Origin of the sequence: Sphingomonas sp. NFR15 (genome assembly GCF_900103265.1) — a bacterium.
GTDB classification, from domain to species: domain Bacteria; phylum Pseudomonadota; class Alphaproteobacteria; order Sphingomonadales; family Sphingomonadaceae; genus Sphingomonas; species Sphingomonas pollutisoli.
Genome location: NZ_FMWX01000001.1, coordinates 533832 through 558163 on the forward strand (window position 1 = coordinate 533832; position 24332 = coordinate 558163).

Genomic DNA, 24332 nt, shown 5'->3' on the forward strand with positions numbered 1-24332 from the left:
ATACACGTCAGCCGAGCTCAATACCCGACATAATCGCTGAACCGGGTGAACATCGGCTCGAACTTGAGGATCACCTTGCCGGTCGCGCCGTGGCGCTGCTTGGCGACGATGAACTCGGCGAGACCGAACACGCGCTCCATCTCGCTTGCCCATTGCGCGTGATCCTCGAAGATCTTGGCGCTGTCCCCCTCGACCGGGCGCTTCGGCTCCTTGGCGGCGACGTAATAATCCTCGCGGAACACGAACATCACCATGTCCGCGTCCTGTTCGATCGAGCCCGATTCGCGCAGATCCGAAAGCTGCGGGCGCTTGTCCTCGCGCTGCTCGACCTGGCGGCTGAGCTGCGACAGCGCGATCACCGGCACGTTCATGTCCTTGGCGAGCGTCTTCAGGCCGCGCGAAATCTCCGAAATTTCCTGAACGCGCCCGTCGCCCGACGCCTTGGCCGATCCAGTCAGGAGCTGGAGGTAATCGACCACCACCAGCCCGATCTCGTTGTTGTGCCGGCGCTGGAGCCGCCGCATCCGCGTGTGCAGCGCCGCAATCGACAGGCCGGCGGTGTCGTCGATGAACAAAGGCAAATTCTCCAGCTCGGCGGCGGCGGCGGCAAGCTGGTTGAACTCGGTCTTGCTGATCTTGCCCATGCGCAGCGCCTCGCCGCTGATCCGCGCCTGCTCGGCGAGGATACGCGTGGCGAGCTGATCGGCCGACATTTCGAGGCTGAAGAACGCGACCTTGGCGCCGACCGATTCGCTGTGTGGCAGCCCGTCGGCCCGGTCGCGCATGTAGCGCTGCGCGGCGTTGAACGCGATGTTGGTGGCGAGCGCGGTCTTGCCCATGCCCGGTCGCCCGGCAAGGATCATCAAGTCGCTATGATGCATGCCGCCGATCTTGCCGTTGATCGAATCGAACCCGGTGGTGATGCCCGAGAGGTTGCCGCCCGAATTGAGCGCGCGCTGCGCCATCTTGACCGCGAGCGTGGTCGCCTGCGCGAAGCTCTTGACCGCGCTCTCGCTGCCACCATCCGCCGCGACCTTGAACAGCTCCTCTTCGGCCAGTTCGATCTGCGCGCGCGGATTGACCTCCTCGGAGGTATCGAGCGCGCGATCGACCAGGCTGCGCCCGACCGTCACCAGCGTCCGCAGCATCGCCAGATCGTAAATCTGCTGCGCGAACTGGCGCGCGCCGATCAGCCCGGCGCCGCTGCCGGTCAGTTGCGCGAGATAGCCGGGGCCGCCCAGCTCCTTCATGCCCGGATCGGCATCGAACAGCGGCCGCAGCGTCACCGGCGTGGCCAGCATGTCGGTGCCGCGCAGCTTGCGAATCGCCGCGAAGATGCGGCCGTGGAGCGGTTCGAAGAAATGTTCGGGTTCGAGCTTGTCGATCAGATCGTCGGCGAGTCGGTTGTCGATCATCATCGCGCCGAGCATCGCCGCCTCGGCCTCGACGTTCTGCGGAAGGACGGGTGCCTCGGGGGCGGACGGTACGGGGGTTGCGAATGCGGTAGCCATCGCCGCTCTCTAGCCCGCCCGCCCGCGCGCTCAAACCCGCTTGCGCCGGATCGGACGTGCAAGGTGTGGATAAGCTGGTGATTGTCGGGCGGCGACTTCCCCGATAGGGCCGCTGGGATGGCGGACCCGCGCATCATCCACGTCTCGCTCGACGAGGCCACGATCCTGTGGCGCTCGGCCGATATCGAGCAAGAACGGCGGATCGCGATCTTCGATCTGATCGAGGAGAATTATTTCGCGCCCCAGCGCGCCTATGCGGACGGCTATGCCGGGCCGTACCGGATCGAGCTGGCGGTCGAGGAAGGCCGGCTCGGCATCGCCATCCACCGCGAGGACGGCACGCATCTCGAAACCTATGTGCTGGCGATGGGGCGCTTCCGGCGGCCGATCAAAGACTATTTCGCGATCTGTGACAGCTATTACCAGGCGATCCGCAACGCCACGCCGCAGCAGATCGAGACGATCGACATGGCGCGGCGCGGGCTGCACGACGAAGCCGCCGCGCTGCTCAAGGAGCGGCTGGCTGGCAAGATCGAGATCGACTTCGCCACCGCGCGGCGGCTGTTCACGCTGATCTGCGTGCTCCACATCCGGAATTGACGGCGATGCGGCTCAACACCTGGGCGAAGCGGCTCGCCGCGATGGGCGTGGTGGCAGTGCTGCTGATCGCGCTCGCCTGCGCGGCCTCGGCGCTCGCGCTGCAATGGCGACCGAGCGCGAAATACCCGATCCAGGGCGTCGACGTGTCCGATGCGCAGGGCGAAATCGAATGGTGGTCGGTCCACGGCGCCGGCGCCGACTTCGCCTATGTCCGCGCGACCAGCGGCGCCGCCGGCCGCGACATGCGCTTCGCCGCCAATTGGGATGCCGTCCCCAAGACCGGCATGCGGCGCGGCGCGATGCACCGCTATTCGCTGTGTCATCTCGCGGTGGATCAGGCGAACAATTTCAACACGACCGTGCCACGCACCCCCGATGCGCTTCCCGCCGCGATCGAACTCGGTTTCACCGATGATTGCGCCGCGCGGCCCGATGCGCCCGCGGTGATCGCCGAGCTGCGCCGTTTCCTGACGATGGTCGAGGCGCATACCGGCAAGCCGGTGCTGCTCAAGATCAGCCGGCCGTTCGACGCCGCTTATCATGTGACCGCCGCGTTCGACCGCCCGGTGTGGGCGACCGGCAATTTCTTCCCGCCCGATTATGCCGCCCGGCCGTGGCGGATGTGGCAAGCGAACGACATGCGCCGGATCGACGGCATCGAAGGTCCGGTCAATTGGGATGTGGTGCGACCATGAATGAAACTTCCGTTCTCGACGACATGATGCGCGACCGGCTGGTCGCTGCGGCGCGCGCGGCGGCGCGCAACGCACACGCGCCCTATTCGCGGTTCGGCGTGGGCGCGGCGGTGCTGCTCGCGGACGGCGGCGTCGTGACCGGCGCGAACTTCGAGAATGCCAGCTACGGCCTGTCGCTGTGCGCCGAGACGGTCGCGCTGGCGACCGCGAGCGGCGCCGGGCGGCTACGCGACGTCGTCGCGGTCGCGGTGATCGGCGGCGCGATGGACGCAGGCGGCGTGCCGCGCGGGGCGGCGGTGGTCGGGCCGTGCGGGCGCTGCCGCCAGGTCATCAACGAAGCCGCGCAGATGGGCGGCCGCGACGTGACGATCTGGTGCGCGGCGGCGGAAGGCGACGCGGTCGAGCGTTACACGGTTTCGGAGTTGTTGCCGCACGCCTTCGGCCCGGCCGATCTCGGCATCGGCGTCTGATGGCCAAGGCCGACCGCCTCGCCCGCCTCGATGATCGGCGCATCGAACTCGAAGCCGAATATCGCGAGGCGCTGATCGCCGCGCTGCGCGTGGCGGCTGCGGGAAAATGGGGGCTGTTCGGTCACACCGCCGATCGCGCGGCGCGCGCGGCCGCCGCGCCGGTGCTCGACGAACTGGCCGAGATCGGCGAGACCATCGACAAGGCTCGCGCGCAGCTCGGTATGCCACCGTTCGCGCTTCAGCAGGAATTCCTCGCATCGCGCGGCCGGGTCTCGCCGCAGGCGCCGGGCGAGCCGAAGCAAGCCCAGGCGTGGCTCGACCGGTTGGCGTAGCGCCGACGGGTCTTGCCCTGCCCCGCCTTTCCGGCGAAAGCGTGCGCCCCAACAGGAGCGCTCAATGTCCGTGATGTCAGACCGCTGGATTCGCGAGCAGGCGCTTACGACCGGCATGATCGAACCGTTCGTCGATGGGCAGAAGCGCGACGGCTGCATCTCCTACGGGCTGTCATCCTATGGCTATGACGCGCGCGTTTCGGACGAGTTCAAGATCTTCACCAACATCGACAGCGTGATCGTCGATCCCAAGGATTTCGCGGCGAACAGCTTCGTCGATCGCAAGACCGACGTGTGCGTGATCCCGCCGAACAGCTTCGCGCTGGCGCGGACGGTCGAATATTTCCGGGTGCCGCGCGACGTGCTGGTGATCTGCCTCGGCAAATCGACCTATGCGCGCTGCGGCATCATCGTCAACGTGACCCCGCTCGAACCCGGCTGGGAGGGGCATGTCACGCTCGAATTCTCCAATACCACCCCGCTCCCCGCCAAGATCTACGCGAACGAGGGCGCATGCCAGTTCCTGTTCCTGCAGGGCAACGAGCCGTGCGAGACGAGCTATGCGGACCGCGCGGGCAAATATATGGGGCAGCGCGGCGTGACCTTGCCGCGCCTCTGACGGCGCAGCCAGCGGGATCGTCCGCACCGCCTCCCAGCAGCTCAACAAAAAAGGCGGCCCCGAAGAGCCGCCTTTGGAACCTGGAAGTTACGCCGGAACGATCAGAAATCGTTGCGATACTGCTCGTTGCCGATGAAGCCGAGCTTCGAGACGCCCGACCGCTTGATGACGGCGAGGACGGTATCGACCTTCTCGTACTTCGCATCCGGATTGGGCTGGAAGTGCAGCTCCGGCTCCGGGTTCATCGTCTTGGTCTGCTCGAGATACTGCTGGAGCGTCACAAGATCGACCGGGCTGCCGTTCCACTGCACCACGCCGGCGGAATCGACGATCACCTTGTTCTTGGTGGCGTCGATCGGATTGGCCGGGTGATTGCTGTTGATGGGCAGATCGACCTTCACCGCATGCGTCTGCGGCGGGATGGTGATGATGAACATGATGAGCAGAACCAACATGACGTCGATCAACGGCGTCGTGTTGATGTCCATCATGGGATCGCCTTCACCGCGACCAGAACTCATTGCCATATCGAAAATTCCCTAAAACCGCGGTCCCAAAAAGACGACGTGGTGATCATTCGCCGGGGACGACGTTGGGCGGCGGCTGCGAAATGAAGCCCACCTTCGCGAAGCCCGCCATCTGCATCGTGTAGATCGCGCCACCGATGCACTTGTAGGGCACGTTCACATCGCCGCGGATGTGCGCCTCGGGCAGATCGTCCGGGGTCAGGTTGGCAGCGCCGCCGAGCCGCTTGACTTCGGCTTCGAGCTTGTCGACCGCGCGCTTCAGCAGTTCCTCATGCGTCACCCGCGTGAGGTTCCAATAGACCGCGCAATTGCCGCTGCCGTCTTCGATCACGGACAGGCTGACGTTTTCGGGCTTGGTCGTCGTCGGATCGTATTTCACGTCCGGCAACTTCAGCTTGATGTTCTGAACCACCACCGGAACGGTGATCAGAAAGATGATGAGGAGCACCAACATGACGTCCACGAGCGGCGTCGTGTTGATGTCCGACATCGGCGTATCGCTGTCAGTTGGTGCGCCAGTGCTCATCGCCATGGACGGCTATCCTATTCTCAACAGTCGTACTGCCGGAGCATTCTCCGGCAGCGGAGGGTGGGAGCCGCCGCATGAACGGCTCCCATATGCTGCTTACTTGGTAACGGTGGTCGCAGGCTTGGCCGGAGCCACCGGAGCCTTGCGCGCGGCGATCGTCGGCTTCACCGCGCCGTCCGACGCGATATAGCCGAGCACGTCGTTCGAGAACGCGCTGAGGTTCTCGGCGATCGCCTTGTTGCGGCGCTGCAGGTAGTTGAACGCGAGCACCGCCGGAACCGCGACGACCAGACCGAAGGCGGTCATGATGAGCGCTTCACCGACCGGACCGGCGACCTTGTCGATCGACGCCTGGCCAGCCTGGCCGATCTTGATGAGCGCGCGGTAGATACCGAGCACCGTACCGAACAGACCGATGAACGGCGCGGTCGAACCGACCGTGGCGAGGAAGGCGAGACCGCCGCCGAGCTGCGAGTTGATCGCGGCTTCCGAACGGGCGAGCGAACCATGGACCCAGTCGTGCGCTTCGACCGGATCGGTCAGGCGGCCGTGCTGCTCCTGCGCGGTCAGGCCGTCATCGACGATCTGACGGTAGGCCGAGTTCTTCTCGAGCTTCGCCGCGCCTTCGCGCAGGCTGTTGGCGGTCCAGAACGAGGCGCCGACGCGCTTGCCCTGGTTGATGACCTTCTGCTGCTCGAACAGCTTGGTGAACAGGATGTAGAGCGTGAAGAAGAGGAAGATGGTCAGAATGATCGCGACGGTCCAGGTGACCGGGCCGCCTTCGTTCAGCGAGTTCATCAGGCCGAAGTTGTTCTCGGGCGGCGTCGCCCCGGCAGCGAGAATGGTGGTGAGCATGCGGTAACTTCCCTCTCAATAAACCCCCGGCGCCCAATCGCAGGTGCGCCGGGGAAGATGATTATTCAGGCAAAACCCATTTGACCGGCAGCGTCGTCGTCGAAACGATCGGCGTGCCCGAGGCATCCATCGCGGGCGAATACCGCACGCGACGCTTGGCGATGCTGCACGTGGTCGAATCGAGGTCGGAGTTTCCGCTCGACGTCGTCACTTGGCAGTCGGTCACGCGGCCATCGGTGCCGACCGTGAGCCTCGCCACGACGCGACCCTGAGCTTCGGCGCGCAGCGCCGCGGCGGGATATGCGTCGGGACCGAAGAACTGGCCCGGGTTGCCCTTGAGGCCGGCGGCCTTCGACACGACCGGCGGCGCGGGCGGCGCTGGCGGTGCCGGCGGAGCGGCGCGCGGCGTGATCTGGATTGCCGGCGGCGGGGTCTGTACCGTCTGGATCACCGGCGGCGGCGTCTGGACCTGCACGATCGGCGGCGGCGACACCACGGGCGGCGGCTGCACCTGCGGCTGATCTGGCGGCGGCGGGGGCGGCGGTTTATCCGGCGGCGGCGGTGGCGGGGGCGCCACGTCGAACGTATTGAGCTTCTCTTGCGCCTTCTTGATGTATTTGAAGGCAAGCCCGTTCACGAATGCCCACCCGAATGCCGCGACCACGATCGAAACGATCACGATCGAGACAATACGGCTGCCACTTGTATCTCGATCAGCGTAAGCCATTCAGTAACGAAACTCCTCTGTATACGACGGCGGCGCTTTGTACCGTGCCGTAATGCCCGCTCGTAACTGCCCTTGCGTGGGCTAGTGTATCCTGGACAGGCCAAACCTGTATCGCGGCGAAAACCGCGAAGCAAACGCTTTGTCCCCGCAAAAAGCCCTAGCGCGCCTCCGTGGCAGAATTATTTCTGTATCCAGACGAAACGATCGGCTAACCAGCAAGAATGGCGAAGATTCCCACAATCGCACTTTTTTGCGCGGTCGCAGCATTGTCTTGCCCTCCCGCGGGCGCCCAGCAGCCTGTCGAGCGTGCCGATCCGGCGCCGATGGCGACTTTGTCCTATACCCGATTCGCGGACCTGATTGTTAACGCTCCCACGATTGTCGACGCGGCCATCCGCAGCGTCGCGCCGATCAAGGGCCCCGCCGCGGCGGATGTCCGCCCCGGCTATGCGCGCGTCTATATAGAGGCGGATGTCGCGGCGCTGATCCGCGCGCCGGGCGCGCTACCACCGACGATCGGCTATGTCGCCGATGTGCCGCTCGACGCGCGCGGGCGGATGCCCAAATTGCGCAAGCTGCGTGTCTTGCTGTTCGCCCGCCCGGCGCGACAGCCCGGCCAGATCCAGCTCGTCGCGCTCGACGGGCAGCGCGACTGGTCGCCCGAGGCGGACGCGCTCACCCGCAGGATCGCCACCGAAGTGGTCGCAGCGGGCGCGCCGCCCGCGATCACCGGGGTCGGTCATGCGTTCCACACCCCCGGCGCGCTGCCGGGCGAAGGCGAGACGCAGATCTTCCTGACCACCGCCGATGGCAGCCCGGTCTCGCTCAATATCGTGCGCAAGCAGGGCGAGCCGCCGCATTGGTCGGCGTCGATTGGCGACCTCGCCGATCCAAATGCCGCCGCGCCGCAGCACGACACCTTGCTGTGGTATCGCCTCGCCTGCGGGCTGCCGACGGCGCTCCCCGACAGCAGCACCGCCGGGATCGACCCGTCCGAGGCGGACATCGCGCGCGAGGATTACAAGGTCGTGCTGGACTCGCTCGGCCGCTGCGACCGGTAAGACCAGTTTCGGCCGCGCGTCAGCGGCGGTGGCGAACCAGCGTGATTCCGATCGATTCCCCCGCCTCGGCGATGGCGAGCTTGACGATCTTCACCTGAACCCGCCGCACCCGCTGGTCCTGCAGGAACAAGGTGTCGGCGATATGGTCCGCCACCGCCTCGATCAGCGTGAAGTGGACCCCGGCGGGCAGCGCGGTCGTCGCGGCGCGCTTGAGATCGAGATAGTTCTTGGACATGCCGAGCGGATCGTCGGGCGCGAAATGCGCCGGGCAGTCGAGATCGACCGAGAGCGAGATGCGCAACGGCTGCGGCAGGTGGGTTTCTTCGGAATAGATGCCGGTCAGCACCTGTACTTCGAGATCATGTACTTCAAGGCAGAGCCGGTCGTCCAAAGCGTGCGTCCTAAAAGGTCGAATTTCCACGCGCCATAGCAGATGCGGCGGCGGTGGGAACCGCCCCCGCATATTCGGCTTGCGTTGGCGCGCGGCGGCGCTAAAGGGCGCGGCCCCGGCCGCCCGTTGCCGGCCACGCTGCGGACGATGCCTGTGATCGTTATCATTCCCCTCGCCGAGATCGAAGCCGACGCGGTCGAGCGGTTGCTGGACCGTGCGTTCGGCCCAGACCGGCACCGCCGCACCGCCTATCGGATTCGCGAGGGCACCAGCGCCGTTCCCGCGCTCAGCTTCGCCGCGGTCGAGGACGGCGCGCTCATTGGCACGATACAATGCTGGCCGGTGCGGCTGGCGCGCGACGACGGCGGCAGCGATCCGCTGGTGATGGTCGGGCCGATCGCGGTCGAGCCGGCGCGGCAGGGCGAAGGTGTCGGCCAGCGGCTGACCCGCCACGCGATCCGCGCCGCCGAGGAGTCCGGCGCGCCCCCGCTGATGCTGATCGGCGATCCGGAATATTATGGCCGCTTCTTCGGGTTCGATGCGCGCGCGACGGCGTTGTGGCGCGCGCCCGGCCCGGTCGAGCAGCGCCGCCTGCTCGCGCGCGGCACCGCGCCCGAGGGTGCCGGCATGCTCGCGCCGCGCATCCCAGCGCTCACCTGAGTCCGCGCGCCGGATTCCGGGCCCCCGACTTTACGCGACCGCCGGGCTGGCTTACCGGCTGCGCCATGCCGATGGACCCCATGCCCGATCTATCCGCGCTCTCGCTCGCCGAGATCGCGCGGCTCGCCGAAGACCAGAAACTGCCGCCGATCGAGCGGTGGAACCCCACGCATTGCGGGGACAGCGAAATGCGCATCGCGCGCGACGGCACCTGGTATCATCAGGGTTCGCCGATCGGACGCGAGGCGATGGTGCGGCTGTTCTCGACGATCCTCCGGCGCGAGCCCGATGGCAGCCACGTGCTCGTCACCCCGGTCGAGAAGCTCGACATCGAAGTCGAGGACGCGCCGTTCGTCGCGGTCGAGCTGAAGGCGGACGGCGCGGGCGCGGCGCAATCGCTCGTCTTCCGGCTCAACACCGGCGATCTCGTCACCGCCGGGCCCGATCATCCGCTGCGCTTCGTCGCGGGTGAGGATGGCCCCCGTCCCTATCTCGCGGTGCGCGGCGGGATGGAGGCGCTGGTCGCGCGCCCGGTCTATTACGAACTCGCCAACCTCGCGATCGCGGGAGGCGACGAACCGCCGGGCCTGTGGAGCAAGGGCGCGTTCTTCCCGCTGGAGCCGGCCGAATGACGCTGGTCGAACGGCTGCGCCACGCGCTCGCCGCCGGCCATGCCCAGGATACCACGCTGCTGACCGGCGATCACGTCGCGGGCGAACCGATCGATACCGGCGCGGACATCGGCGCGGCGGTGCTGGTGCCGGTCACCGATCGCGACCGCCCCGGCGTCATCCTCACGCGCCGCACCGACACGCTGAAGCGCCACGCCGGGCAGGTCGCCTTTCCCGGCGGGCGGATCGATCCCGAAGACGCTGACGCGGTCGCCGCCGCGCTGCGCGAGGCGGAGGAAGAGATCGCCCTGCCCCGCGACCGCGTGACCGTCGTCGGCGAGAGCGATCCGTATCGGACGATCACCGGCTTCCGGGTGACGCCGGTGGTGGCCGTGGTCCCGCCCGATCTCGTGCTGGTGCCGAGCGCCGTCGAAGTCGCCGAGGTGTTCGAGGTGCCGCTCGATTTCCTGCTCGATTCGGGGAACCACCTCGAAGTGGCGGTCGAGTGGCAGGGCCACGATCGCCATTATTACGAGATCCTGTGGGGCGGCCAGCGCATCTGGGGCGCGACCGCGGCGATGATCGTCAACCTGTCGCGGCGGTTGCGATGGGCGGGTTGATGCTGCCCCCTGCGGCCTGGCGCGCGCGGGCGGGCCTCGATCGGCTGTGCGCGGCGCTCGGGCCGGGCGCGGCGCGCTTCGTCGGCGGCGCGGTGCGCGACACCTTGCTCGGGATCGATGTCGCCGACATCGATCTCGCCACCGAACTGCCCCCCGAGGACGTGCTCGATCGGTTGCGCGCCGCCGGCATCAAGGCGGTGCCGACCGGCCTCGCCCACGGCACGATCACCGCCGTGCTGCCGGACGGCCCGGTCGAGGTGACGACGCTGCGCCGCGACGTCGCGACCGATGGCCGCCACGCCACCGTCGCCTTCACCCAGGCGTGGGAGGAGGATGCAGCGCGCCGCGATTTCACGATCAACGCGCTCTATGCCGATCCGATCACCGGCGAGGTGTTCGATTATTTCGGCGGGGTCGCGGATCTCGCCGCGCGGCGCGTGCGCTTCATCGGTGATCCGCTCCAGCGCATCGCCGAGGATCATCTGCGTATCCTGCGCTTCTTCCGCTTCCATGCGCGCTTCGGCGAGACGGTCGATGCGGCGGGACTCGCGGCGTGCGCAGCGCGCGCCAACGATCTGATGGCGCTTTCACGTGAGCGGATCGCGGCGGAACTGCTCAAGCTGCTGCTCGCCGACCATGCGGTGCCGACCGTCGCGCTGATGATCGGCCACGGCATCTTCCGCCCGGTGCTGCCCGAGATCGTGGCGACGGACCGTCTCGCCCGGCTCGCCGCGCGCGAGGCGGGGAGCGGCACGGTGCCCAACCCGATCCGCCGCCTCGCCGCGCTGTTGCCCGCCGACGCGGCGATCGCGGAGGATGTCGGCGCCCGGCTGAAGCTCTCCAACCTCGATCGCCGCCGTCTCGTCGGCGCGACGCAGCCGGCCGGCGATGCTCCCGCGCGGGCGATCGCCTACACGCTCGGCCCCGATCTCGCGATCGACCGGCTGCTGCTGTCGGATCGCCCGCTCGCCGATGTCGCGGCGATCGCCGGATGGCAGCCGCCGCGCCTGCCGGTGAGCGGCGGCGCGCTGGTCGAACGCGGCGTGCGCAAGGGGCCGGAGGTCGCCCGGCTGCTTCGCGCGATCGAGGCGGAATGGGTGCGCGAGGACTTCCCCGCACAGCCCCGGCTCGACGCGATCGTTGATGACGCGCTCGATCAGTGGCGGCGGGTCTCCAGCAGCGCATAAGCGTCGGACGCCTCGAGCGGGCGCGCATAGACGAACCCCTGCGCATAGGTGCATCCCAACGCCGCGAGCGTCTGCGCGAGATCGCTCGACTCGACGCCTTCGGCGGTGGTCTGCATGCCGAGCGCCTGCGCCAGGCTGAGGATCGCACGCACGATCGCCACCTTGTCGCGATCGGCGAGCATCCCGGTCACGAAGCTGCGGTCGATCTTGAGCACGTCGATCGGCAGCTTCTGGAGATAGGCGAGATTCGAATAGCCGGTGCCGAAATCGTCCATCGCGATCGTCGTACCCAGCCCTTTTAGCCCGTGCATGATGCCCGCGATCCGATCGGGATCGGTGACCAGCGCGCTTTCGGTCAGTTCGAGCGTGAAGCGTGATCCCGGCAGGCCGTGCGTGCTGAGCGCGCTCTCCAGCAGCGGCGTGATGCTGTCGCGCTGAAGCTGGATCGCCGACAGGTTGACCGCGATCTTCACCCCGCAATCGGCGCCGAACCGCGCGTCCCAGTCGGCCAGCGTACGCACCGATTCCTCGATCGCCCAGCGGCCGAGCGGCACGATCAGCCCCGATTCCTCGGCGACGGGGATGAAATCGGAGGGGAGAAGCTCCATCCCCGTATCGTCCTTCCAGCGCGCGAGCGCCTCGAACGACACCAGCCGACCCGAGGAGAGATCGTAGATCGGCTGGTAGTTGAGCCGCAACTGGCCGCGGTCGAGCGCGCGGCGGAGCGCCGTTTCCATGCCGAACTGTTCGCGCGCGATGTCGAACGCCTGCGGTTGATACGCTTCGGCATGGCCACTGCTCTTGGAGCGCTTCACCGCGAATTGCGCGTGGCGGATCAACTCCTCGGGATCGTCGAGCCGCGCCGCGCCGAAGGCGACACCGACCGAACAGGCGACGCGAATCTCGAAGCCCGACAAGCGGAACGGCGCGGCCAGCGCGCCCATGACGCGCTTGGTGACCTGCGCGACATCGCTGGCGCCGTCTTCCACGGCCATGAAGATCGCGAATTCGTCGCCGCCGCTGCGCGCGAGCACGTCATGCGCGCGCAGGACGCCCTTCAGGCGCCGCGCCACCGTGATGAGCAGTTCGTCGCCCGACGTCGAACCGAGGCAGGCGTTCACCCGGCTGAAGCGATCGAGATCGAGCATGATGACCGCGTAGCGGAACCGCGCAGGCGCCTCGTCGAGCAGATGCTCGACCCGGTCGCTGAAGCCGGCGCGGTTGGGCAGCCCGGTCAGGCTGTCGGTCAGCATCGCGCGGCGCAGAGTGTCCTCGGTGCGCAATTCGGCGGTCTGGTCGACGAAGGTGACGAGGCAACGCCCGTCGGCATTGCGCGCGAGGCGCGCCATCGCGACGCGGAAGTGCCGACGCTCGGCATGGTCACCGAGCTGGAGCGGGAAATCCCCTTCCAGCCGGTCGCTCTCCACGAACGCGGCGACCCGCTCGCCGATCAGGTCGAGCAGTTGCACGCCATCGACCGCGAGCCCTAGGCCCGCCCGCGTGAACGGCGGGTTGGTGACGTCGATCGTGATCGCACCGGCCTTGGCGCGGATCATCATCGCCGGGATCGGCAACAGGCCGATCAGCCGCGAGGACATCTGGATGGTGGGCACGATGCCGAACACCCGCTCGACGATGCCGAGCGGCGACAGCGCGCTCGGCACGAGAGGCTTATCAAGTCCCATCGCCATCGGCGCTACGGCATACCGGTCAAGAGCATCTGACACGTCCTTTCGTCGCAACCGAAACGATACGCAAGAAGCGTTTGCTTCAGAAGCGATTATCGCGCGGGAACCCGTTCGGTGGCATCCGCCCGGCGGCGCCGCGCGCCGATCGCCAGAAGGTCAGGTCCGTTTCGGTGCGGGTTCGCCCGCTCTCGCCGCCCATCGTCCAGCTAAGCCCCTGCGCGAGCACGAAGGGGATCGCATCGGAAAGGCCGCCATCGTTGTAGCGTTGGAACTGCACCCCCTGCCCGCGCGCCATTTCGGGCAGCTCGGCGAGCGCGAAGACGAGCAGCCGGCGGTTCTCGCCGATCACCGCGATCTGGTCGGCGGTCGGATCGACCGGCCGCACCACCTTCAGCTTGGCGCCCGCGCGCGGGGTGACGACGGTCTTGCCCTTGCGCGTCTCGGCCAGCGTCTCCGCCACCGGCACGATGAAGCCGCGACCGTCGCTCGCCGCGACCAGCAGTTTCTCCGCCATGCTCGCGCGGAACAGGCCGACGATCTCGATCGCGCCGTCGAGATCGATCATCAGCCGCACCGGCTCGCCGAACCCGCGCCCGCCGGGCAGTTTGTCCGCGCCGAGCGTGAAGAAGCGGCCATTGTCGGCGGCGAGCAGGATCTTGTCGGTGGTCTGCGCGGTCAGGCTGAACAGCGGGCCGTCGCCTTCCTTGAACTTCGCCGCCGCGATTCCCGCCGCGTCGAGATGCCCCTTGATCGCGCGAATCCAGCCGCGCTGCGACAGCAGGATCGTGACCGGCTCGCGCTCGATCATCGCCTCGAGCGGGATATCGCGTGCGGGCGCGGCTTCCTCGATCGTGGTGCGGCGCTTGCCGAGCGCGGTCTCGGGGCCGTAGCGGTCACGCAGCTTGCCGAAGTCGCGCTTCAACCGCGTGCGCTGCCGCGCCTCGCTGCCGAGCAGCGCCTCCAGCGCGCCCCGCTCGCTCTCCAGCCCGTCGCGCTCCTTGCGGATCTCCATCTCCTCGAGCTTGCGCAAGCGCCGCAGCCGCATGTCGAGGATCGCCTCGGCCTGCCGGTCGGTCAACCCGAACTCGGCGATCATCACCGGCTTGGGCTCATCCTCGGTGCGGATGATCTCGATGACGCGATCGAGGTTGAGATAGGCGATCAGATAACCGTCGAGCAGTTCAAGCCGGTCGGCGATCTTGGCGAGCCGGTGCTCGCTCTTGCGGCGCAGGATGACGAACTGATGCTCGACCCACGCGAGCAGCGCCTCACGCAAGCTCATCACGCGCGGCGTGCGCGTCTTGTCGAGCACGTTGAGGTTGAGGCTGAAGCGCGATTCGAGATCGGAGAGGCGGAACAGGCTCTCCATCAGCAGTTGCGGATCGACGCTGCGGCTGCGCGGCTCGATAACGACGCGGATTTCGCTGTCCGATTCATCGCGGATGTCGGCCAGGATCGGCAGCTTCTTCTCGTTGATGATCGCCGCGATTTGCTCGATCAGCTTGCCCTTCTGCACGCCGTAGGGGATTTCGGTGACGATCGCGTTCCACGTGCCGCGCCCCTGATCCTCGACATGCCAGCGCGCGCGCACGCGAAACCCGCCGCGCCCGGTGCGATAGGTCTCGGCAAGCGCGGCGGGCGAATCGACGACGAGGCCGCCGGTCGGGAAGTCCGGCCCGCGCACCAGCGCCCCCACCGCCGCATCGTCCGCCTCGGGCTGATCGACCAGCAGGATCGCCGCCTCGTACAGTTCGGCGACGTTGTGCGGCGGGATGCTCGTCGCCATGCCGACCGCGATGCCGGCCGCGCCATTGGCGAGCAGATTGGGGAAGGCGCCGGGGAACAGCTCGGGCTCGTTGTCCTCGCCATTGTAGGTCGGCCGGTAATCGACCGCATCCTCGTCGAGCCCATCCATCAGGTCGATCGCGACCTGTGTCAGCCGCGCCTCGGTGTAGCGATAGGCGGCGGCGTTATCGCCATCGATATTGCCGAAATTGCCCTGCCCGTCGACCAGCGGGTAGCGCATCGCGAAATCCTGCGCGAGCCGCACCATCGCGTCATAGACCGACTGGTCGCCGTGCGGATGATATTTGCCGATCACGTCGCCGACGACGCGCGCGCTCTTCTTATAGCCCTGCGCCGGATCGAGCCTAAGCAGCCGCATCGCCCACAGCAGCCGGCGATGCACCGGCTTCAGCCCGTCGCGCACGTCGGGCAGCGAGCGCGCGGTGATCGTCGACAGCGCATAGACCAGATACCGGTCCGAAAGTGCGCTGTCGAACGGGGCGTCGAGAATGCCGATCGGCGGGGTGTCGGGCGGCAGGTCGGTGTTGGCCATGTGTTCCGGTTAATCGGGTTTGCCGCGCGAGGGAAGCTCTCACACCGGCAGCGGCACGCCCCGCGCCAGTTCCGCCAGCAGCCATTCGCGGAAGCGCTTGATCTTCGGCACGTTCCGCCGCGCCTCCGGGTACACCAGCCAATAGGCGTGGCCGCGCGTCGAGACCTGTTCGAACGGGCGCACCAGCTTGCCGTCGGCGAGGTCGTTGCGCCAGAAGAACGGCGTCAGCATCGCCATGCCCTGCCCGGCGATCGCGGCATGCCCCTCATGCGCCTGCGAATCGAGCCGCACGCCGGGCGGCGGCTTACCCTCGGGCACGTCCACCCCAGCCTCACGCAGCCAATAGGGCCACCAGATGTCATGCCGGCTGATGATCGGCAGCCGCAACAGATCCTCGGGCGTGAACGGGCCGTAGCGCTTGAGGAAGCCGGGGCTGCACATCGGCGTGAAGTCGATCTCGATCAGCTTGTGCTCGGCGAGATCGGGCCAGCCGCCCACGCCGGCGCGGATCGCGACATCGACGTCGTCGGTCACGAAATCCGCCATCGCGTCGCTGGTCAGCACCCGCACCGCCGTCTCGGGATGCGCGACCTGGAAGCTGCCGAGCCGCCACGCCAGCCAGGCGTTGGCGAAGGTGTTCGAGGTTGAGATCGTCAGCAGCGCGCCGTCGTCGGCGCGCACGGCGGCGAAGGCGGTGTCGAGCGTGTCGAACGCGCCCGTCACCTGCGGCGACAGCCGCCGCCCCGCCTCCGTGAGCAGCACGCGCTTCTTCTCGCGCCGGAACAGCGGCACGCCGAGCCGCTCCTCGATCAATTTGATCTGATAGCTGACCGCCGCCTGGGTCATGCCGAGTTCGGCGGCGGCGGCGGTGAAATTCTCATGCCGCGCCGCCGCCTCGAACACCCGGACGGCGGCGAGAGGCGGAATGCGGCGCATGCCCGTTTGATAAGCCCAGCTTGTCGATCATGTCGAGCGCTTTGTTGGCGCTCCCATGCGCATCGTGCCATTACGGTCCCGCGCGCACCGAATTGGAAACGAGGAGGATTGCCATGCACGACGATTTTCACGGACCCGAATGGGCCGACCAGCACAAACGAGTTAGCGACATGATCCATAAGCTTTTCACGGCGACGATGGCCGCCTTCCAGCGCCTGAACGAGGACCAGTTCGCCGCCCCGTGGCGGCGCGAGGTGAAGCGGAAGGAGTGCCGCTGAGGCTGTGACCGGGCGCACTTGTCGGCCTCCCGCGATCGTTTATGTTACAGTGTAACGTACTCGGAGGGGGCAACGATGCGCTTGGTCTGGCTGGTAATCGCGAGCGCCGCATTGGCGGGTTGCGACAAAGCGGGTCACACGGCGAAGATGAACACGTTCGACGTTGCCGCACCGGCTGCGGACACGTCGGGCGCGCCGAAGATCGCGTACAGCTATTCGGTCACCTACCGGATTGACGCCGGCAGCATCGCCGGAGTGCAGGCGAAGCAGGTCGCGCTCTGCACCGCCCTTGGCGGCGCGCGCTGCCGGATCATCAAGACGAGCGTCGGAACCGACACCATCGAGGGCGGCACGAACGGCCAGACCAGCTTGCTGGTAGCGGCTGGCATCGCCAACGGTTTCAATGCCAAGCTCGACGCTGTCGTCGTTGCCGCCGGCGGAACGGTCCAGTCGCGCTCGACCAATGCGGAAGATATCACCAAGCAGACCATCGACACCGACGCCCGTGTCCGCGCCAAGCAGGCGCTGGCCGATCGGCTGCTCGCGCTGATCCAGCATGGCAGCGGCAACGTCGGCGATCTCGTCGCTGCCGAAAAGGCGTATTCGGACACGCAAGAAGAAGTCGATGCGGCGCGCAGTCTTCAGGCGGAACTGCGCCAACGCGTCGCGATGTCGCAGATCGACGTGGACTATACTTCATCCGATCCACGCTCGATATTCGCTCCCGTCCGACGCAGCGCTCGCACTGCCGGCGAGTCGTTCGGGAACAGCCTGGCGGCGTTGCTCACCTTCGTGATCGTTGCGCTGCCGTGGGTCGCTTTGCTGGCGTTGCTGCTCTGGCTCAAGCGGCGACTCGGCTGGCGCTGGTCGTTGCGTAAACGCATCACCCGGCGCCGGACAGACGCTGCCCCGCCAAGCGACTGATTGCGCGCCCCGCGCGCTTTCGGTATAGCGTCAGGCCTTCCCGCCCCGGCCGCGCGTCCCGCGATGCCGGGGCCGCTCATTTCAGGGGTATCGCCGCATGGCTCGCCGCCGCCAGATCTACGAGGGCAAGGCCAAGATTCTCTACGAGGGTCCGGAGCCGGGCACGCTGATCCAGTATTTCAAGGACGACGCCACCGCGTTCAACGCCCAGAAAAAGGGCACGATCAACGGCAAGGGCGTGCTCAACAACCGGATTTCCGAGCACATCTTCACGCTGCTCGGCCAGATCGGCGTGCCGACGCACTTCATCCGCCGGCTCAACATGCGCGAGCAGTTGATCCGCCAGGTCGAGATCGTGCCGATCGAAGTCGTGGTGCGCAACGTCGTCGCGGGGTCGCTCGCGAAGCGGCTTGGCATCGAGGAGGGTACGCCGCTCCCGCGCACGATCATCGAATATTATTACAAGGACGATGCGCTCGGCGATCCGATGATCACCGACGAGCATATCTCGGCGTTCGGCTGGGCGAGCCAGGAGGAGATGCACGACATCGCCGACCTCGCGATCCGCGTGAACGATTTCCTGAGCGGGCTGTTCGCCGGGATCGGCATCCGCCTGGTCGACTTCAAGCTCGAGTTCGGCCGCATCTGGGACAATGATTTCGGCCGGATCATCCTCGCCGACGAGATCAGCCCGGATGGATGCCGCCTGTGGGACATCGCGACCAACGAGAAGCTCGACAAGGATCGCTTCCGCCGCGATCTCGGCGGCGAGGTCGAGGCGTATCAGGAGGTCGCGCGCCGGCTCGGCCTGCTTCCCGAAGGCGCGGAGAACGCGGTCCTCGATCTCGAACAACACCGGCTGAACCGCGGCAAATAAGCGCGCGGGCGGCGTGATTCGCCGGCTCGCGAGCGCGCCCGCCACGCCGTTCGCGGCGCTGGCGGTCGGCTGGCTGCTGACATGGCTGCGGGTGGCGACACCCGCCGCGCTTCACGACCCGTCGGTGCTGTATTGGCGCGGCTGGCAGGACCAGTCGCTCTACGTCCGCTCGGCGACCGCGCTCGCGCGCGGCGATTTCGCGGCGTCGGAGCATTGGTATCCGCTGCTCTATCCGCTGCTCGGCACGCCCTTCGTCGGCCTGTGGCCGAGCCAGCCGTTCTTCATCGCGAACCTCGCCTGTTACCTGCTCGCGTTCGCAGGGTTCCAGCGGGTCGCCGCCGCGTTCGGCGTGCGGCGCTGGCCGGCCGCCGCGATCTTCGCCGCCACCACGCTCGTCCAGTTCGTGTTCGCCAAGCCGTGGATCGAGCCGTGGACCACCACCGCCTCGGCGGCGCTGCTGTGGCTGGCGTTCGGCATGGCGACGCACCCGTGGACGGAGGCGATGCCGAAGCGCCGCGAGGCCGCGATCCTCGGCATCGCCGTCGCGCTCACCCCGTTTGCGCGCCCCGGCGACGCGCCGATCGCGCTGATCGCGGCGGGGTTGGGGCTGGCGGCGATGCTGCGCGCGCCATGCACGCCTCCCCCTCGCCGGGGCGTAGTGTTGACCGCGTTCCTCGCCGGCGCCGGCGCCTTCGCGCTGGCGGCGATCCCCTGGCTGCTCGTCTATGGCCCCGGCCCCAGCCCCTATATGCTGTTCTCGGCGCGCTACGGCTTCAACTTCGCGTGGCTCGGCTGGAAGGCCTATGTCATCCTCGTCGATCCGCACGCATGGTTCGGCGGCGGCACCGGGCTGCTCAAGGTCGCGCCCTGGCTGATTCTCGGCGCGGCCGGTCTGGTGCAGGCCTGCCTCACCGGCCCACGCGACCGCCGCGCCGCCGCGATCGCGCTCGCCGTCGCCGCCGCGCTCTACACCAGCCTGATGCTCGCCTATGTCGATCTGCTGCCGACCGGGCTGTGGCGCTACAACAACGTCCATTATTTCAAATGGCTGCTACCGCTGTTCGGGCTGTTCGCGGTGCGCTTCGTGATCGTCGGCGCGCGCCGCCCGGCGACGCTCGCGTCGATCGTCCCGTTCCTGCTTTTGTTGTGCGTGAAGATCGTGCCGGTCCCCGTCGACGCCGATGATCCCGCCCGCCTGCTGATCTTCAGCCAACCGCGCGGCAGCGTCTGGAGCGATCTGTATTTCGCGACCGCCTGGATCACCGACGCGCACGGCGAGCAGCGCAATTCGTTCGACTATCACCAAATCCTCGACCCTGCCGAGGTTCGGGCCGTCGCGCTGCGCCGGCCGTTCGCGGGCGACGAGCGCTGGATCGGTGACGAACGCATCGCCGCGCAACTCGCCGGCACCGATACCGGCGGCTATGCCCCGCTGTACCTCACCGGCCCATGGCCGCGCGCGCCTTTGCGCCGCTACGGCGCGCGTGTGACGCTGGGCTGGCCGAGCGCGCTGTTCTGACAAGACTTGCGGCGCGCGCCCGCCATCGCCATAGCGCCCGCAACCTTTTCAAGCAGGATAATGCTCATGAAGCTCCGCATCTTCGTCACGCTGAAGCCGGGCGTGCTCGATCCGCAGGGCAAGGCGATCCACAAGGCGCTCGACGGCCTCGGCTTCGCCGGCGTCAACGATGTCCGCCAGGGCAAGCTGATCGAACTCGACGTCGCCGACGATACCGATGACGCCAGCATCGACGCGATGTGCCGCCAGTTGCTCGCCAACACCGTGATCGAGAATTACCGGGTGGAACGCGCATGAAGACCGCCGTCATCGTCTTTCCCGGTTCGAACTGCGACCGCGACATCGCGGTCGCGCTCGAATCGGTGACCGGCCGCAAGCCCGAGATGGTCTGGCATGGCGAGAGCGCGCTGCCCGACGGCGTCGGCCTCGTCGCGCTGCCCGGCGGCTTCTCCTATGGCGATTATCTGCGCTCCGGCGCGATCGGCGCGCGCTCGCCGATCATGCGTGCGGTGGTCGAGGCGGCGGACAAGGGCCTGCCCGTGCTCGGCATCTGCAACGGCTTCCAGGTGTTGACCGAGGCGGGGCTGCTGCCCGGCGCGCTGATGCGCAACACCGGCCTCAACTTCGTGTGCCGCGAAGTCGCGCTGACGGTGGAGAACGCGCAGACCGCCTTCACCAGCCGCTACGCGCAGGGTGAGACGATCACCATTCCCGTCGCGCACCATGACGGCAATTATTTCGCCGATGCCGAGACGCTCGACCGGATCGAGGGCGAGGGCCGCGTCGCATTCCGATATGCAAGCGCGGTCAACGGCTCGGCGCGCGGCATCGCCGGGGTGCTCAACGCCGGCGGCAACGTGCTCGGCATGATGCCGCATCCCGAACGCCGGATCGAAGCGGCGCATGGCGGCGACGACGGCCGCCGGCTGTTCGAGGGGCTGCTCGAAACCGTCGGCGCCTGATCGCTTCGCCCTCGCTCGCTCAGGTCATCGTCCGGTTCCGCCCGGCGTGTTTGGCGCCGTACAGCGCGTCGTCGGCATCCCCCATCGCCTTCGCCAGCGTCGCATAGTCACGCGCCACCGCCATTCCGCACGAGAAGGTGAGCGCGTGGCCGGTCCCCGCCGCGATCGGATTGGCGCGCAGCCCGGCGCGCAAACGCTCGATGATCTCACGCGCTGTATCGAGACCGGTGTCGGGCAACAGTACCGCGAACTCCTCGCCGCCCCAGCGCGCGCTCAGGTCGGAGCGGCGTAACGCACCGCCCAGCCGGTGCGCGAACTCGCGAAGCACCTCGTCGCCCGCGTCATGCCCGAAGCGGTCGTTGATCGCCTTGAAATGGTCGAGATCGAGCATCGCCACCACGGCGGTGCGCTCGCGGTGGAGCAACGGCGCGACCGCATCGAGAAAGCCGCGCCGGTTGCGAAGCCCGGTCAGCATGTCCTTCTCGGCGGCGTCGGCGAGCCGCTCGATTCGCGCGCTCGTCTCGGCGGCGGCATGCGCCACCCCGCGCAGCAACTCACCGACGAGGTCCGGCCCGCCCTCGGGAACCTCCGCGATGCGCTGGCCGCGCTGGAGCATCCGCAGCAGCGTGGTCGCGTGCGCGACGGGGGCGAGCAGCGCCCAGATCGCGCCGATCGCCGCTGCGGTGCCGGTGATGGTCGCGGCGAGCAACGGCACGAACAACCGCCAGTCCCATTGCCGCACGACGGCTTCGGTGATGCAGAAGGCGATCAGCGGCAGATGGACCGCGCCGAAGCACAAGGTGAACAGGCGCAGGTGGAAATTGCGCGGAAACAAAAACCGCGTGGCATCGTAAAATCGCATCGTCTTGGCTTCCCGGGAATACGGCACGGGCGAGCCCGTCACGCGGCGGCGGCGACGCTAAAGAAGCGTGATTTCCCAAATGCTAACGCCGCGCCGTGCCGCTGAACGACGCCGGCGCGACCGCGTTCCGTGAAACCGCTCAGACGCCTGCGTGGAACGGCGAGAAATCGGTCCCGCGATCATAGACGTCGATACCCTCGCGGCGCTTGAGAAAGCCCACCACCGCGTAGGTGACCGGGGTCAGCAGCACCTCCCAGCCCACCTTCAGCACGAACTGGCTGGCCATCACCATCAGCATCGCCTGTACCGGCCAGTCGGGCAGTCCGTAGAAGGCGAGCGGATAGAAGACGAGGCTGTCCGCCCCCTCCCCGACGATCGTCGAACCGATCGTACGCGTCCACAGCCATTTGCCGTCGGTCAGGATCTTCATCCGCGCGAGCACATAGGAGTTGAGCAGATCGCCGACCCAGAAGGCGCACAGCGACGCGAACGCGATCCGCCCGCCGATGCCGACATCGACATAGGGGAAGGCCGCAACGATGTGCGGCGGCGAACCGAACACATATTCGTAATGCGCCTGCCCACCCCAATCGGCGGCGGGCGGCAGCGCCACCGTCGTCCACTCCATCGCCACCAGAAAGGCGAGCGCGACGAACCCCGCCCACACCACGCGGCGCGCGCGGGCGTACCCATAGACTTCGGTCAGCACGTCATCGAGGATGTAGGAGAGCGGAAAGAACAGGATGCCCGCCCCGAACGGCCACAGCCCGATCCACGGCAGATCGATCACCGCGCGCTTGCCCGCGCCGACCACGTTCGACAGCACGAGGATCACGACGAAGGCGACCATCACGAAATCATAGTAGCGGAACTGCCTGCCCCGCAGATCCGCCGCCACCACCTTGTCGAGCATCATCGCGCCCCCTTCCCGGTTTTGGTAATATCGCCGTTTCGCAACGGCGCAATCCGCGCTAACCGGGGCACGGCGCGCGCCCGTAGCTCAGTTGGATAGAGCAAGGAGCTTCTACCTCCTTGGTCGGGGGTTCGAATCCCTCCGGGCGCGCCAGTTGCCCGATGGGTCTTGAAGGATCTGCGTTTGTCCGTACCCGAGCGAGACCGTGACGTTCGCGCCGAGGCCCGGCTGATCCTGCGGCAATGGCTCGCATCGGCGGAGGACGCGGTGCTTTCCGCGATCGACGCGCTCGGGCGGCAGGCGATCGCCGCCGCCGCCGAGGCGAGCGGGCGGCTGGAACGCGGCGTGGGGACGACCGCCGCCGCCGAACAGGGTCTCCAGACCTTGCAGACGCTCGCGCAGAGCATCGCCGAGCCGCCGCCCAAACCCGCGTGGTCGCTGTTCCCCGGCCGCGCCGTGGCCGAAACGCCGACGCCCCCCGCCGCCCGCATCGAGGCGCTGGTCGACCCGCTCGCGCGCGAACGCGATTCGCTCACACGCGCGCGGATCATGATCGACACCGATCGGGCCAGGCTCCGCGCCGCCGCGGAGGCGCTCGACGGGGCGATCGAGTTGATCCGCGCCTGCGCCAAGGCGGTCGAATCGGCGGCGCGCGAAATCGCACGCGATCGGCCCGACCGCGCACACTTCCTGCGCGGCCCCGCCGCCGGGCGCCTGCTCGCGCGCGAACAGGACGTGCTCACCCAGGCCGCCGTCACCCAGCAGGGCATCCTCACGCTCGATCTGCTCGCCAACAGCCAGGACGCGCTCGCGCAGGCGCTCGACCGCGCCCGCGAGACGAGTATCGCCGCGCTGCGCACCGCGCTCGCCGCCCGCCGCGCGGTGGCGGGGAGCGAGGCGCTCTCCCGGCAGGCGGCGGCGCTGGAACGCACCGCCGATGCGGCGCGCGATGCGCCCACCGCCGGCGACGCGCTGCACCGCGCGCTCGACGATGCGATCGCGCAGGCACGCCGCGCGATCGACGCGGCCGAGGCATCGCGTGGCGCCCTCTAGCGCGCCATCGAGTCGATGCTCTACCGTGGCTGCGACGGCGCAGGCGTGAGTGTGATGAGTTGACGGGATTCCTGGACAGACTGGCGGAATGGCTGAGCGGGCCGATCGAATCCTCGCCGACGGTGACCGGCGCGCCGCCGTCGCCCGCCCCGCCCGCGGGCCCGGCCATCTCCGCCGACGATCCGCGCCTGCCCGAAACGTCGCGCCCGCTGGTCGCGCGGCTGCTCGCGCTGATCGCCGAGATCGAGGCGCGGACGCGGGACGACACGCTGATGATCTCGGCGGCGACCGAGGTGCGGCAGATGCGCGACGATCACCTGCCCCGCCTGATCGAAAGCTATGCCGAGATTCCGCCCAGCCACCGCGCCGAGATCTTCCGCCAGACCGGGCGCTCGGCGAGCTACAATCTCAACCAAGGCTTCGAACGCATGATCGCCCGGCTGGAGGCGCTGTCGCGCTCGCTCGCGCAGGAGGATCTCGACAGTTTCGCCGACAACCTGCGCTTCATCGAGAATCGCTACGGCAAGGGCGACGATCCGCTGCGATAGCGAGGTCTTCCCTGACCGTTCGTGTCGAGCGAAGTCGAG

At 67.8% G+C, this 24332-nt stretch carries 29 protein-coding genes and 1 tRNA gene; 19 read left to right on the forward strand and 11 right to left on the reverse strand.

Annotation, left to right across the window (positions count from 1 at the left end; translation table 11 throughout):
• Positions 1–17: 17 nt before the first annotated feature.
• Complete coding sequence (locus BLS81_RS02445) at positions 18–1511, reverse strand: replicative DNA helicase (protein ID WP_093220256.1); 1494 nt, start codon at positions 1509–1511, stop codon at positions 18–20.
• Between the two features lie 117 nt (positions 1512–1628).
• Between BLS81_RS02445 and BLS81_RS02450 the strand changes: the two genes are divergently transcribed.
• The 5 genes from BLS81_RS02450 (at position 1629) to dcd (ending at position 4227) form a co-directional block, all read left to right on the forward strand.
• The gene (locus tag BLS81_RS02450) at positions 1629–2111 is read left to right on the forward strand and encodes a UPF0262 family protein (protein ID WP_093220259.1); all 483 of its coding nucleotides are present in this window, start codon (positions 1629–1631) and stop codon (positions 2109–2111) included.
• 5 nt (positions 2112–2116) lie between these two features.
• Positions 2117–2806 carry a glycoside hydrolase family 25 protein gene (locus tag BLS81_RS02455; protein ID WP_093220261.1) on the forward strand — a complete coding sequence of 230 codons (690 nt, stop codon included), beginning with the start codon at positions 2117–2119 and terminating at the stop codon, positions 2804–2806.
• Positions 2803–3276 carry a cytidine deaminase gene (locus tag BLS81_RS02460; RefSeq protein WP_143023269.1) on the forward strand — a complete coding sequence of 158 codons (474 nt, stop codon included), beginning with the start codon at positions 2803–2805 and terminating at the stop codon, positions 3274–3276. The genes BLS81_RS02455 and BLS81_RS02460 overlap by 4 nt, the downstream gene beginning before the upstream one ends.
• The gene (locus BLS81_RS02465; protein ID WP_093220266.1) at positions 3276–3608 is read left to right on the forward strand and encodes a hypothetical protein; all 333 of its coding nucleotides are present in this window, start codon (positions 3276–3278) and stop codon (positions 3606–3608) included. The genes BLS81_RS02460 and BLS81_RS02465 overlap by 1 nt, the downstream gene beginning before the upstream one ends.
• 64 nt (positions 3609–3672) lie before the next feature.
• Positions 3673–4227, forward strand: a complete 555-nt coding sequence (gene dcd, locus BLS81_RS02470; protein ID WP_093220268.1) for a dCTP deaminase — start codon at positions 3673–3675, stop codon at positions 4225–4227.
• A 101-nt stretch (positions 4228–4328) separates the two neighbouring features.
• On the opposite strand, the gene BLS81_RS02475 is transcribed toward dcd, so the two are convergent.
• From BLS81_RS02475 to BLS81_RS02490, 4 genes are all read right to left on the reverse strand, one after another.
• The gene (locus tag BLS81_RS02475) at positions 4329–4754 is read right to left on the reverse strand and encodes an ExbD/TolR family protein (RefSeq protein WP_093220270.1); all 426 of its coding nucleotides are present in this window, start codon (positions 4752–4754) and stop codon (positions 4329–4331) included.
• Positions 4755–4800: 46 nt separating this feature from the next.
• A complete protein-coding gene (locus BLS81_RS02480) occupies positions 4801–5286 on the reverse strand; it encodes an ExbD/TolR family protein (RefSeq protein WP_176786986.1) in 486 nt (161 codons plus the stop codon).
• Between the two features lie 93 nt (positions 5287–5379).
• Entirely contained in the window at positions 5380–6138 is a 759-nt protein-coding gene (locus BLS81_RS02485) for a MotA/TolQ/ExbB proton channel family protein (RefSeq protein ID WP_093220276.1), read from the reverse strand.
• Between the two features lie 61 nt (positions 6139–6199).
• On the reverse strand, positions 6200–6865 hold the full coding sequence (locus tag BLS81_RS02490) for an energy transducer TonB (RefSeq protein WP_093220279.1): 666 nt from the start codon (positions 6863–6865) through the stop codon (positions 6200–6202).
• A gap of 323 nt (positions 6866–7188) precedes the next feature.
• On the opposite strand from BLS81_RS02490, the gene BLS81_RS02495 reads away from it, so the two are divergent.
• Positions 7189–7926 (forward strand): hypothetical protein, encoded by a 738-nt coding sequence (locus tag BLS81_RS02495; protein ID WP_093220282.1) that lies wholly within the window; start codon positions 7189–7191, stop codon positions 7924–7926.
• A gap of 19 nt (positions 7927–7945) precedes the next feature.
• Here BLS81_RS02495 and BLS81_RS02500 read toward each other — a convergent pair whose 3' ends face one another.
• A complete protein-coding gene (locus tag BLS81_RS02500) occupies positions 7946–8317 on the reverse strand; it encodes a dihydroneopterin aldolase (protein ID WP_093220285.1) in 372 nt (123 codons plus the stop codon).
• Between the two features lie 153 nt (positions 8318–8470).
• Between BLS81_RS02500 and BLS81_RS02505 the strand changes: the two genes are divergently transcribed.
• The 4 genes from BLS81_RS02505 to BLS81_RS02520 all read left to right on the forward strand — a co-directional run bounded on the left by BLS81_RS02505 (position 8471) and on the right by BLS81_RS02520 (position 11395).
• Positions 8471–8977, forward strand: coding sequence for a GNAT family N-acetyltransferase (locus tag BLS81_RS02505; protein ID WP_093221738.1), 507 nt, complete (start codon positions 8471–8473; stop codon positions 8975–8977).
• Positions 8978–9042: 65 nt separating this feature from the next.
• Entirely contained in the window at positions 9043–9609 is a 567-nt protein-coding gene (locus BLS81_RS02510) for a DUF1285 domain-containing protein (protein ID WP_093220287.1), read from the forward strand.
• Positions 9606–10208, forward strand: coding sequence for a CoA pyrophosphatase (locus BLS81_RS02515; RefSeq protein ID WP_093220290.1), 603 nt, complete (start codon positions 9606–9608; stop codon positions 10206–10208). Before BLS81_RS02510 ends, BLS81_RS02515 begins: the two co-directional genes overlap by 4 nt.
• On the forward strand, positions 10196–11395 hold the full coding sequence (locus tag BLS81_RS02520) for a CCA tRNA nucleotidyltransferase (RefSeq protein WP_093220292.1): 1200 nt from the start codon (positions 10196–10198) through the stop codon (positions 11393–11395). Before BLS81_RS02515 ends, BLS81_RS02520 begins: the two co-directional genes overlap by 13 nt.
• On the opposite strand, the gene BLS81_RS02525 is transcribed toward BLS81_RS02520, so the two are convergent.
• The 3 genes from BLS81_RS02525 to gcvA all read right to left on the reverse strand — a co-directional run bounded on the left by BLS81_RS02525 (position 11365) and on the right by gcvA (position 16357).
• On the reverse strand, positions 11365–12993 hold the full coding sequence (locus tag BLS81_RS02525) for a putative bifunctional diguanylate cyclase/phosphodiesterase (protein ID WP_371128244.1): 1629 nt from the start codon (positions 12991–12993) through the stop codon (positions 11365–11367). The two genes, BLS81_RS02520 and BLS81_RS02525, sit on opposite strands and share 31 nt — an antisense overlap.
• A 172-nt stretch (positions 12994–13165) precedes the next feature.
• The gene (parC, locus tag BLS81_RS02530) at positions 13166–15421 is read right to left on the reverse strand and encodes a DNA topoisomerase IV subunit A (RefSeq protein ID WP_093220295.1); all 2256 of its coding nucleotides are present in this window, start codon (positions 15419–15421) and stop codon (positions 13166–13168) included.
• Positions 15422–15460: 39 nt separating this feature from the next.
• Positions 15461–16357 carry a transcriptional regulator GcvA gene (gene gcvA, locus BLS81_RS02535; protein WP_093220298.1) on the reverse strand — a complete coding sequence of 299 codons (897 nt, stop codon included), beginning with the start codon at positions 16355–16357 and terminating at the stop codon, positions 15461–15463.
• Between the two features lie 113 nt (positions 16358–16470).
• On the opposite strand from gcvA, the gene BLS81_RS20615 reads away from it, so the two are divergent.
• The 6 genes from BLS81_RS20615 to purQ all read left to right on the forward strand — a co-directional run bounded on the left by BLS81_RS20615 (position 16471) and on the right by purQ (position 20917).
• Positions 16471–16635, forward strand: coding sequence for a hypothetical protein (locus BLS81_RS20615; RefSeq protein ID WP_176786987.1), 165 nt, complete (start codon positions 16471–16473; stop codon positions 16633–16635).
• 18 nt (positions 16636–16653) lie between these two features.
• On the forward strand, positions 16654–17559 hold the full coding sequence (locus BLS81_RS02540; protein WP_176786988.1) for a DUF4349 domain-containing protein: 906 nt from the start codon (positions 16654–16656) through the stop codon (positions 17557–17559).
• Between the two features lie 97 nt (positions 17560–17656).
• The gene (gene purC / locus BLS81_RS02545; RefSeq protein WP_069206569.1) at positions 17657–18436 is read left to right on the forward strand and encodes a phosphoribosylaminoimidazolesuccinocarboxamide synthase; all 780 of its coding nucleotides are present in this window, start codon (positions 17657–17659) and stop codon (positions 18434–18436) included.
• 13 nt (positions 18437–18449) lie between these two features.
• Positions 18450–19955: a hypothetical protein gene (locus BLS81_RS02550; protein WP_093220303.1), complete on the forward strand. Its 1506-nt coding sequence runs from the start codon at positions 18450–18452 to the stop codon at positions 19953–19955.
• A 66-nt stretch (positions 19956–20021) separates the two neighbouring features.
• Positions 20022–20252, forward strand: coding sequence for a phosphoribosylformylglycinamidine synthase subunit PurS (purS, locus tag BLS81_RS02555; protein WP_093221743.1), 231 nt, complete (start codon positions 20022–20024; stop codon positions 20250–20252).
• Positions 20249–20917: a phosphoribosylformylglycinamidine synthase subunit PurQ gene (purQ, locus tag BLS81_RS02560; RefSeq protein ID WP_093220305.1), complete on the forward strand. Its 669-nt coding sequence runs from the start codon at positions 20249–20251 to the stop codon at positions 20915–20917. The genes purS and purQ overlap by 4 nt, the downstream gene beginning before the upstream one ends.
• A gap of 19 nt (positions 20918–20936) precedes the next feature.
• On the opposite strand, the gene BLS81_RS02565 is transcribed toward purQ, so the two are convergent.
• Both BLS81_RS02565 and BLS81_RS02570 read right to left on the reverse strand, forming a co-directional pair.
• A complete protein-coding gene (locus tag BLS81_RS02565; protein WP_256326033.1) occupies positions 20937–21806 on the reverse strand; it encodes a GGDEF domain-containing protein in 870 nt (289 codons plus the stop codon).
• A gap of 112 nt (positions 21807–21918) precedes the next feature.
• Positions 21919–22695, reverse strand: a complete 777-nt coding sequence (locus tag BLS81_RS02570) for a queuosine precursor transporter (protein WP_093220310.1) — start codon at positions 22693–22695, stop codon at positions 21919–21921.
• A 73-nt stretch (positions 22696–22768) separates the two neighbouring features.
• On the opposite strand from BLS81_RS02570, the gene BLS81_RS02575 reads away from it, so the two are divergent.
• The 3 genes from BLS81_RS02575 (at position 22769) to BLS81_RS02585 (ending at position 24293) form a co-directional block, all read left to right on the forward strand.
• Positions 22769–22845, forward strand: a tRNA-Arg gene (locus tag BLS81_RS02575).
• A gap of 30 nt (positions 22846–22875) precedes the next feature.
• Complete coding sequence (locus tag BLS81_RS02580) at positions 22876–23745, forward strand: toxic anion resistance protein (RefSeq protein WP_176786989.1); 870 nt, start codon at positions 22876–22878, stop codon at positions 23743–23745.
• Between the two features lie 59 nt (positions 23746–23804).
• Positions 23805–24293 carry a hypothetical protein gene (locus tag BLS81_RS02585; protein WP_093220317.1) on the forward strand — a complete coding sequence of 163 codons (489 nt, stop codon included), beginning with the start codon at positions 23805–23807 and terminating at the stop codon, positions 24291–24293.
• The last annotated feature ends 39 nt before the right edge of the window (positions 24294–24332 follow it).